Annotated in this window: 10 protein-coding genes and 1 pseudogene; all 11 read right to left on the bottom strand. The window is 44.8% G+C overall.

Going from position 1 to position 10,012, the window contains the following annotated elements; all coding sequences use genetic code 11:
- Window positions 1–68 precede the first annotated feature (68 nt).
- A pseudogene (locus tag D5269_RS15995) lies at window positions 69–644 on the bottom strand (recombinase family protein); the annotation flags it as partial.
- Between the two features lie 138 nt (window positions 645–782).
- Window positions 783–998 (bottom strand): DUF6870 family protein, encoded by a 216-nt coding sequence (locus tag D5269_RS16000; protein ID WP_120486796.1) that lies wholly within the window; start codon window positions 996–998, stop codon window positions 783–785.
- Between the two features lie 601 nt (window positions 999–1,599).
- On the bottom strand, window positions 1,600–2,019 hold the full coding sequence (locus D5269_RS16005; RefSeq protein ID WP_120486788.1) for a sigma-70 family RNA polymerase sigma factor: 420 nt from the start codon (window positions 2,017–2,019) through the stop codon (window positions 1,600–1,602).
- 499 nt (window positions 2,020–2,518) lie between these two features.
- Window positions 2,519–2,962 (bottom strand): response regulator transcription factor, encoded by a 444-nt coding sequence (locus D5269_RS16010; RefSeq protein ID WP_120486789.1) that lies wholly within the window; start codon window positions 2,960–2,962, stop codon window positions 2,519–2,521.
- A gap of 153 nt (window positions 2,963–3,115) precedes the next feature.
- Entirely contained in the window at window positions 3,116–3,802 is a 687-nt protein-coding gene (locus D5269_RS16015; RefSeq protein WP_120486790.1) for an ABC transporter ATP-binding protein, read from the bottom strand.
- Between the two features lie 26 nt (window positions 3,803–3,828).
- On the bottom strand, window positions 3,829–6,303 hold the full coding sequence (locus D5269_RS16020) for an ABC transporter permease (RefSeq protein WP_207709149.1): 2,475 nt from the start codon (window positions 6,301–6,303) through the stop codon (window positions 3,829–3,831).
- 8 nt (window positions 6,304–6,311) lie between these two features.
- Window positions 6,312–6,716 carry an FMN-binding protein gene (locus D5269_RS16025; RefSeq protein ID WP_120486791.1) on the bottom strand — a complete coding sequence of 135 codons (405 nt, stop codon included), beginning with the start codon at window positions 6,714–6,716 and terminating at the stop codon, window positions 6,312–6,314.
- A gap of 101 nt (window positions 6,717–6,817) precedes the next feature.
- Complete coding sequence (locus D5269_RS16030) at window positions 6,818–8,230, bottom strand: HAMP domain-containing sensor histidine kinase (RefSeq protein WP_120486792.1); 1,413 nt, start codon at window positions 8,228–8,230, stop codon at window positions 6,818–6,820.
- Window positions 8,231–8,935, bottom strand: coding sequence for a response regulator transcription factor (locus D5269_RS16035; RefSeq protein ID WP_120486793.1), 705 nt, complete (start codon window positions 8,933–8,935; stop codon window positions 8,231–8,233).
- Window positions 8,910–9,113, bottom strand: coding sequence for a helix-turn-helix domain-containing protein (locus tag D5269_RS16040; protein ID WP_120486794.1), 204 nt, complete (start codon window positions 9,111–9,113; stop codon window positions 8,910–8,912). The genes D5269_RS16035 and D5269_RS16040 overlap by 26 nt, the downstream gene beginning before the upstream one ends.
- 113 nt (window positions 9,114–9,226) lie before the next feature.
- On the bottom strand, window positions 9,227–9,670 hold the full coding sequence (locus tag D5269_RS16045; RefSeq protein ID WP_120486795.1) for a response regulator transcription factor: 444 nt from the start codon (window positions 9,668–9,670) through the stop codon (window positions 9,227–9,229).
- Window positions 9,671–10,012: the final 342 nt, after the last annotated feature.

The raw sequence follows: 10,012 nt of genomic DNA on the forward strand, positions 1-10,012 counted from the left end.
TACGACTCCCGTCCTTTTTCTTCCATATCTCTATTTTACCACGTTCTTTTCTCCTTGTGAATACAGGTTCTAAAAATATCCCGTACCACGCCCGCGGCATATTCGTCAACTTCCAGACCTTTATGCTTGTCACCAGTTTTCACATAGCCATAAATGGTAAAGGCTCCGACAAAATCACCGCTGCGGCGTTTCACATCCAGGGCGCTCCGGGTCTTTACGGAAATATCCCGGCTGTATGCCTCGTTCATAATATTTTTGACAGAGACGGTAAGGTCATCGGCAGCGTCATTTTCCGTGTCCACATTATCATTGATAGCGATAAAACGGACGCCGTAGGCCGGGAATACCCGGCGCATATAACGGCCAGTCTCTATGTACTCACGTCCCAGGCGGGAGAGGTCTTTCACAATCACACAGTTGGCTTCTCCCTGCTCGATCATCCGCATCATTTCCTGGAGGGCCGGACGGTCAAAAAGGACGCCGCTATAACCGTCGTCAATCTTTTCCGCCACAACCTCAATCTCCGGGTGCCGGGCAATGTAGTCGTCAATCAGCCGCCGCTGGTTGGCAACGCTGTCACTTTCCACTGACTTGTCATCCGTATAAGAAAGACGGATATACTTAATCGTTTTGTAAACCTGCATAAAAAAACACTCCTTTCGTTGCGCAGAAAAATCCCCGCAATTCAAGAAGTGCGGCTATGCCGTATTCAATTCCTTTTCCGATTCTTATTCTACCACGACTTCGCGGGAAAGTCAGCCCCTTTCAGAAAAATATCCGGCTTACCGGAGGATTCCTTTGATACATTCCTCCAGGGTGGCTCCGCTGGAGGCAAAACTGGCGTGGACAGTAAATCGCCCACACTTAAAGCGGTAAGGGTTTTTAATCTGACGGACAAATTCTGCAATCCGGTCCTCACGTGAAAGCTCCCTGTCAACCGTAACATCCCGAATATCCACCAATGTTCCGGCTCCGCCAGCAGCAGTTACATGTTCCATAATATCAACTCCTTCCTGAACATTCCTGGTTATCAAAACCACATGAATAGGTCGGACCTGCACCCATACAGACACAGACCCGGCCCATTGTATCTGATTTCGATTAGCTGCCGTATTTGCCACGCCCCCCGGCAAGCCCTGATTTACCAGGGCGGGGCTGTTACAGGCTGCGGATAGCGTCACCGCATCATAGCCCCGCATACGCCGCCGCTTTGCCAGAGCTGGCGCACGCCGCAGGAACTCTCCCCAAGTCCTTAGGAAGCCGTGAAGAAGTACCATTGTGATCTGTGCCGTCGTCGCGTCCTGCCTGCCACAGCCGGTTTCGTGGGTTGCGTTTATCGCTCGGACAGCCTGGATTCATCACCTCCTTAGGCTGCCTATCGCCGCGCCGCCCCATCTGCCGCTCGGAACACAGAATGAAGTACCTGTAACAGCGTATATTCGGTTGTCAAGGAGCAAGCGAGGGCGTGGCAGTTATGACAGTTTTTCAGTTGGGGCGGGCCGGAGCATATGCTGTGCGGTCACACCCGTCAGGCTTGTCCCGCCGAATATGTCCCTCTATTATTCATTTCATTTTTGAGGGTTATTTTCGGGGGCTGGATCAAATTTCTTCCAGAATTTTTTTCAGACGCCGGAGCCCGCGCTGGATTCCTTCATGCACAGAGCTTACCGCCGAGTGTTCGCTTTTGGCAATTTCCGAAAGGCTCATGCCAAGCAGATAATGTGAGCATATCCGGTTCCTCTGCTTTTCAGGCAGCAAGGCAATGGCACGGTACAGCCTCGCATGTTCTTCCTCCTGGACCAGAATATCTTCCGGTGCCAGCACGATCACAAGGGCATCATGTTCAACATTCTTGTCATAGTCCAGGGAAAAATACGCTTTATGCCGGTATGTACGCAGAAAATGCGCTGCCTCGCTTAATTTGTATTCCCGAAGCAGATCGGCCACCTCGTCCGGCACTTCAACAATAGCGTCCTGTGTATAAAATGGGTAGTAATCCCGCAGATTGATTTCTTTCATGGGTAATTCCTCCAATTTCGATTTTTAGGTTGATAAGCAAAATCGAAATCAGAGGGTGGGGAGCGGCAGCGCGGATAACCCTTGTTGTAACAGCCGCTTATATATGAAATACGCGCCCATAGAAGAATGGGCGCGCAGGAAGGTGTATGATATAAAACTATTGTAAATTCGGCCAAACTTAAAAACGCCGCAATCCATACCACATGGATTACGGCGCATAAAGCTCTATATGTAAAATAACCATTCTGTTGAGAATTCCCCTTTGGCAGCATTTATCAGCCCTCCCCGAAAAGGAAGCGCAGAAGGCTTATCCTTCATCAGCCTCCTTTTGGGGAGATTATACAAGGGCAAATGCTATGTTCTTTCCTGAAACATCATAGTTTTGGTAAGGCTTATATAAAATGTGTTTTGAGGTAATCACGGTCTCGAACGGATTTTACAAAAGAACCCATATTATAATAAAGGCCACAAGACAAATAAAATTGTCTCATGGCCTTTATCACAATACTTCAAATTTATAACCAACGCCAATAATACTTTTGATGTAGTCCGGGGAATCAGATGTAGTTTTCAGTTTCCTCCGCAGATTACTCACATGGTTATTGACGGCTTTACGGGAATAGTAGGAATAATCCTCATTCCAGACCAATTCCATAATCAACTCATAAGTAAATACCCGCTTTGGGTGTGTGATTAACAAAGCAAGAATGTCAAATTCCTTAGCCGTTAATTTGATTTCCTGCTCGCCAATATATACAAGTCGCTGCTCTTGGCAGAAGTATAAATCACCCATGCGAATCTCTGTAAACGGTTCATCAATGACTGTCTGCCCCCTATTAGTTTCGGAAATGGCGAATGGGCTGTCGGCAGGATTCTTCTGTTGCTTTTGAGAATCGAGAAGATAATTTACTAACTCCTGACGCTGACGGGCACTTAACAACACGAGCAGCTTTTCCGCAATTCTGCCGCCAGGTTCAGATATATCAAATACGGCTAATTTCCCATATCACCACCCCTTTCACTACTGTATTCTAAAATTTATCTACAAAATGCTACCCTTCTTAAGTTATAGATGTTGACTACATTCAGTACATACTTAAAAAATCATACCGTCTTGTACGGTAATCACACGGCTGCTACTTTTAGCTGCATCCGGCGAATGTGTTACCATGATGATTGTCTGGCCGCTATTCTGGTTAATCTCACGCAGCAGGTTCATAATCTCGGCCCCAGTCTTGCTGTCCAGATTGCCAGTCGGCTCGTCTGCAAATAGAATTTCGGGGTTCCCGATCAGAGCGCGGGCGATTGCCACGCGCTGCTGCTGACCGCCAGATAGTTCGCGGGGCTTATGCTTACGGCGATTAGATAAGCCGACAATCTCTAAAATTCGATCGAGCTGCTTTTTGTAGCCGCCCATCTTCTTGCCGTCCAGAAGCAGGGGCAGCATGATGTTTTCCTCTACATTCAGGTTGGGAATGAGGTTATAAAACTGAAAGACAAAGCCAATTTTCTGCCGCCTGATACGGCTCATTTTTTCATCCTCAAAACGAGAAATATCCGTACCGTTCAAAAGAACATGGCCGCTGGTTGGAGCATCAAGACCTCCAAGAATATAGAGCAGCGTACTCTTTCCAGAGCCGGACGGCCCCATAATAGACACAAATTCCCCCTGCGTGACCTGTAAGGAAATATCTTTGAGTACCTTTGTGGTGGTGTCACCAAGGCGAAAATCTTTTATGATATGTTTTCCCTCAACGGCTATATTGCCAACGAATGATTTCATTTGAAAAAACCTCCCATCTTCTTGTCTTATTCAAATTTGATTTCTTCCACCAGCTTCATATGGCGGCTCTTAAAGATCGGGACAACAGAGCCAAGCAGGGTTACAATCATTCCCATGCCGCCAGCGGTCAGGAATGTAACTGCATCCAGTTCCGGCACCATCGAGATTTTAGGGCCAGCCACAAGAAAAATCGTCTGAATTTCCATATAGGAAACAAAAACTGCTATAACAGCTCCGATCAGGCCAGAAGAAAATCCCTCAATTAATGTCATTTTCATGTTCTGCCGATTGGAAAGTCCCACAGACTTATACATGGCAATGCTTCGCCGCTTTTGAATATAGTTAATCAACAGGTTATTGATAATCCCCACAGCAGCCAGTAAAAGGATAAAATAGGTCATGCTGTGCATAGGCCGTAAAAAAGCTCCCACAGTAGACAGGGCATCTGTGTTAAATTTCTCCACCGTCCGGCTCCAATTTGATGTTTCGCCAAACAGGTCCCGAATTTGTACCATAATAGCGTCCGGGTCTGCGGCGGTATAGGCGAGGAAGTCATAGGCAGAGGCATCAAAATCGGAAACTGCATAGGTGGAAGAAATCAACGCTTCCACATCCGTAGCCCTTGATTTGAAGCTGCCCACTACCAGATAATCGTTTTGTCCAGCGCCGCAATTCAGAGACAGGGTATCGCCTATTTCAAAGCCGGTGCGCTCCATGCAGCTTTCACTTAACAAAATAGCTCTTTCCCCGTCAAAGGCTGAAACAGCTTTTTCTTCCATGCCTTTTTCCGTATAGCGGAGTGCCAACATGGAGCTGTACCATTCCAGATTATCAGTTGCCTCCAGACGGCTGAAGGTCATACCGTCTGCCTGCATCCGATTTTCATATACAAAGACAGGAAGTACCTTTTCAATCCCATCCATATCCTTAACCTGCTCTACAAAGTCCGGCTCCATGTACCCGTCTGCAAAGCCTTGCAGCTCGGCCCCATTGAAAACATCGCTTACATAGGTGGTTACAAAATTCCCTACAACAGTAATAGCAATTACAGCGGAAATGCTGATAAACAGCAATGTGATATTTTGCGAAGTGTTTTTGTTATCCCGCATATTCCGGGCGGCTAATCTGCCCTCATTACCCAAGACCGCGCCGTAGAGATATTCCAGTCCCGCAGAGATCAAGTTCGTCAGCAGCGGAACGATCAAAATTGTAGCGGCGATCAGCCCCAGCAAAGAGAATCCACCGGCCAGATACAGCATATTTCCTGATGCCAGATTTGGAAGAATAACCGAAATTACAAAAAGCACAACACCAGCGCCAACAATAAATCGCCTGGGGATATGTTTTTCTTCCACGCTGCCAAGCACCACATCCTTGATTGGCAGACGGCTCGCCCGGCGTACCGGAAGCCATGCGGAAAGTAAAGACACGACTACTGCAACGGCAAAGGAAAAAATGATGCTGAATGGAGAAATTACAATAGGAATCTCAATGCCCTGCGAAAGAGATTGGCCCATCCCCTGTAAAATCAGTTTCAAGACCACCGTTCCCACTGGAATACCAATCAGTCCACCCATAACACCATACAGTGCACTTTCCAGCAGAAGAATATGGGTCACGGCCTTTTGTGTAGCTCCAATACTGCGGAATGTTCCAATCACCGGCAGCCGGTCTAAGGTGATTACCTTGTAGCTGCTGTAAATGATAAAGACACTCATTGTCAGGGAGAAAAAGCTAATCAGGAAAAACGGCATGGATTTTTGTCTTGCATCTGCGGTGATCTGCGCCTCGTTTACTACTTCGGACACTTTATATTCACCGTCAGGAAGTGCCGCCACCAGCTCATTTTTCAATTCAGCGGTAGTCGTTCCCCCGGCCGGTTCAATGAGAATTTCTGTATATCCGTCTGTCTTTCCTGACAGCTCGGACAATGTAGATAAAGGCAAAAGGGCGGTTGCACCTCTTGTATGCCGGAGAAAAACCGTATCGTAGGCAGCAATCCCCGCCACCCCTAAAGTGATCGGCTGTCCACCAATTTGCAGCGTGATTGTATCACCTGCTTTCATTCCATATTTTGAAGTAAAGCGGTCTGGCAAGATCACCTGATTGCCAGTAAAATCCGTAATTTCGCCGCCATTTGCTAAACGGGGAGGATTGATTTGATCGAGCTGGGTAAGGTCAGCCGCTATCAAGTCAATGGTTTCATAATAACCGTTTTCGTGGTAAAGAGCCGAACTCTCCAACATTCCAACGCCGGCGCTGATTGAGGATAATTCCGGCAGGACGCTGAAATCAATCCCTCCATCTACCGCACTTACAGATAGTGTCGCACTACCGGCCATACCGCGAGCCATTTTCCTTTGTGCGCTTTCATACGATACACCAATGGAAAAGGATACGAACAACAGGGTTGTAGAAAGTAAAATTGACAGCAGCATAACAGCCGTTCGTGTTTTTCTCTCTTTGACATTTGTGAAAATATATTTCAATATGATTTTCAAAATAACACCTACTTTCTATCGGATAGGCTTGCACCATCCACTAATGCATTCTCGATTGCTTTTAACACGGTATCGCTGGTAAGGGTAGCGCCAGAAATGGCGTCAACTTCTAATGACTGTTCGGAACATACCGCCCCGGCGATCTGTTCAGCCTGCTCCATATAGGAGGCTTTATGCTCCACAACCTCAATACCGATAATTTTATGGTTTTGTATCTCAACATTAACGACAGCAAATAGAATTTTGTTCTGGCATACCCCGATATACTCACCATCTGCAATCGTGTTCAGATCAACTGTGCCTATATCCAAAACTTGCGGGCGTAATAAGAACGCCACAAGGATAAAGCCGACGCAAAGTGTAGCCGTAATCGTCAGAATAAATGGAACAACCTTTTTTATTTTTTCTTTCACGTTGTCACCCCCTTATAAATCAAGAAAAAGGTTGGTAGCTATCACTAAAACAATGATAGCCTACCAACCTTAATCTAATTTTCAGGCAACCTTAATTAACCTTAACGGAGAGAAAATTCAATTTGAAATGTAGTTCCGACAGTAGGAATACTGGAAACGGAAATTGTGCCGCTGTGTATCTCAATAATACCTTTGGCAATAGCCAGCCCCAATCCGCTTCCCTCTGGTTTTTGTTCGGTGTTAGTTCCACGATAATAGCGATCGAAAAGGTGTTCTGTTGTTTCTGGTTTCATCCCTTTTCCATTATCGGCAACATAAATTTCCAATGTGGAATCAGATACCAACAGACGCAGAGTAACTTCGGTATGTTCTTCCCCATGCACAAAGGCGTTAATGATTACATTCCGAAAGGCTCTTGTTAAAAGCGTCTGATCGAATGAGTACAAAACGATTTCTTCTGGACTTTCAAAATGAATGGTACGGTTTTCATATTCAGGGGTATTCAAAATATCAATCGCCAGTTCTTTTAGAAAACGCACGATATTCTTTTCCTCCCGGTTGATAGGGAGCATACCATTTTCTAATTGATAGGTTAGCTTCAGATCGTCAATAAGTGTTTCCATATAAGAAATATTTTTTAGCATAATTCCAGCATAACGCCTGCTCTGTTCCTGACTTTTCCCGCCGGTTTCTTGTAGAATCTCCGCATACCCTTTTAGCGGGGAAAGCGGCGTTTTCAAGTCGTGGGTGATATTGGCAATCCATTCCTCACGTATTTTGTCAGTTTGTATTCGTAGTTGATCGCTGGCTCTGATTTCTGCATCCAATATATTCAGACTATCATACAAATCATGGAACATGCCGTGGTCTTGAATAGGAAGATAGCTACGGAGAGAAATTTCTTGAATGGATGTCGTCATCCGTTTCATTGCCTTTGTTGTAAAAATTCCATAGAGAACGCCCGAAATAAGGACAAGCAAAAGCATAGCCGAAAGGATAGGTAAAATGATGGTTTTACCTCCTGCAAACCGTTCCCCGTTGACGTACATTGTGACTTTAGAAACATCCACAGGAAAATACAGAATATAAATATAATCTGTTCCGGCGTTGGAAGCTATACCAACAAAGGTGGTAGTTTCGCTATTTTCTAACTTTCCTGTTTGAAAAAGCTGCAACAATTCCGCACTGGAATATATTGTATTGACCTGATCTGGCTCTTGATAGCTGAATACTTCACAGCCGGAGGGGTCTAAAATCTGGATGCCAACCCCATTGTCCCGTAACAATGCTATCCCTGCCTGCTTAATCTGCGGCGCAGCTTCTATGAAAATAATCTGATCTTTGAAATCTTCTGTAAATGTTTTAGGCCAGTCGCTTCTTGCGATTATGCCATCTGGTGTCTGAATGGAAATCGTCATAAAAATAAGACATCCTGCCAATAAAACAGCTCCCAGCAGCGACAGAAAGAAAATCAGGTAAATATGAAATATCGTGCGATAGCCTGATCGTTTCATTTAATCAATCCTCTTTTTGAGCTTGTAGCCCAAACCTTTCACGGTGATAAGCTGCTGTGGAGCAGAGGGGTTATCCTCAATTTTTTCCCGCAAATGACGGATATGCACCATAATAGTGTTATCACAAATGCTGCTGTACTCACCCCATACCTGTTCATAAAGCCGCTCTTTACTGATAATTTTATCTGCATTTTCCATGAGGTAAGACAGTAGCAGAAATTCACGGCCAGTCAATCCGATTTCCTGTCCGGCTTTATAAGCCCGGCAGCTTTCTTTATCAATCGAAAGCGGTCCAACGGTCAAACAGACCGCGTCATTCACGGCAAGGGCTGTTTGATATTGTTGGCGGCGTAGTTGGGCTTTGATACGGAACACCACTTCACGAGGGCTGAATGGTTTTGTAATGTAATCATCGCCACCGTAAGACAGGCCGAGGATCTTATCAATATCATCATTTTTTGAGGATAGAAACAGGATGGAGCAATAGGAAAATTCCCGGATTTGCTTGCAGACTTCCAGCCCGTCAATGTCAGGAAGCATAATATCCAAAACAATCACATCCGGCTGATATTCCCGGCAAATGTTCAAGGCATCCAGCCCGGTATAGGCTTTCTGAACAGAGTGAAATCCCTCTTTTTGTAGTATTTCCTCTAACAAATCAACAATATCCTTTTCATCATCAACCAGTAAAATTTTGCTTTCCATTTTGGCACCTGCTTTCTTTTCTTCGGCCATCCATAGGTTTTTGTGCTGTTTTTGGAATAAGCCATATTGTTGCCATCTTCATAGCTCCAGGAATACGTCCTGCGGTACATAGATAATTTATCCTTCGGGGAGTAATGCCCCATTTTTCACTTGCTTCTTTCAGAGTCATGTAATCCATATCGCATACCTCCAGCATTCTTATTATAGTTCTTTTACTCGAATAATACAACAGGAGATTGCAGTCTCTAATAAAGGCCACAAGGCAAGCAGAACCTTACCTTGTGACCTTTGTTATGTCACTTCAAATTTGTAACCAACACCAACAACACTTTTGATGTAGTCCGGGGAACCAGATGTAGTTTTCAGTTTCCTCCGCAGATTACTCACATGGTTATTAACTGCTTTTCGGGAATAGAGCGAATAATCTTCATTCCAGACCAATTCCATAATCAACTCATAAGTAAATACACGCTTTGGGTGGGTGATCAACAAAGCAAGAATGTCAAATTCTTTAGCGGTTAATTCAATTACCTGCTCGCTAATACATACAAGCCGTTGCTCCTGACAGAAGTATAAATCGCCCATTTGAATCTCTGTAAACGGTTCATCAATGGCTGTCTGCGCCCTATAAGTTTCAGGAATGGCGCATGGGCTGTCAGCCGGATTATTCTGTTGCTTTTGGAAATCGAGAAGATAATCAACTAACTCCTGACGTTGGCGGGTGCTTAACAGCATGAACAGCTTCTCCGCAATTCTACCGCCCGGTTCAGATATATCAAATACAGCTAATTTCCCATGTTGCCACCTCCTTTCCGTCAGCGTGGGTATTTATTCTTTTACCATCAACTAATACTCCTGTTGTGTTGTTGTGCTCTATGCCGAAAGTTCCTTTTAAGCGTTATATAATTTTCTATATTGTTTCGGAGTCACCCTGATATATTTTTTGAAAAAATTAATAAATTGTCAACACGGAAAAATGAGATGAAATAAAACACTACATAAACTCTAGGGCTTGTTTGAAAAATAAATATTGCACAAACCAAATAAAAGTGCGAAAATAGAGCCATGAAGCGATAT

Origin of the sequence: Anaerotruncus sp. 1XD42-93 (assembly GCF_009917605.1) — a bacterium.
Lineage (GTDB): Bacteria > Bacillota > Clostridia > Oscillospirales > Ruminococcaceae > Anaerotruncus.